At 49.0% G+C, this 249-nt stretch carries 1 pseudogene; it reads left to right on the forward strand.

Features of this window, described 5'->3' with window-relative positions:
* Positions 1 to 191, forward strand: a pseudogene (locus tag CF394_RS00335) (hypothetical protein); the annotation flags it as partial.
* Positions 192 to 249: the final 58 nt, after the last annotated feature.

The following is a 249-nucleotide window of genomic DNA, read 5'->3' on the forward strand; positions in this document are numbered from 1 at the left end:
GTACATCGTACATCGATTATCCGGAACCTCCCTACGGAATCGGCATTTGCGACAAGAGACACTGGAAAGAGTGGCTGGAGAAACAGCAAAAAAACTTCGCCCCGATTAAAAGCCAGCAGCTGAAAACGGCGAAAATTCTTTTGTCGCACGGCGTCTCCGACTCGGTGCGGAGACAGGAATGGCTGAGCTGACCGACAGAACGTTATCCCGGCTTTTTCATACTATAAAATGGAGAATGGAATCATGAGC

The organism is Tetzosporium hominis (genome assembly GCF_002265435.1).
Classification (GTDB): Bacteria; Bacillota; Bacilli; order Bacillales_A; family Planococcaceae; genus Chryseomicrobium; species Chryseomicrobium hominis.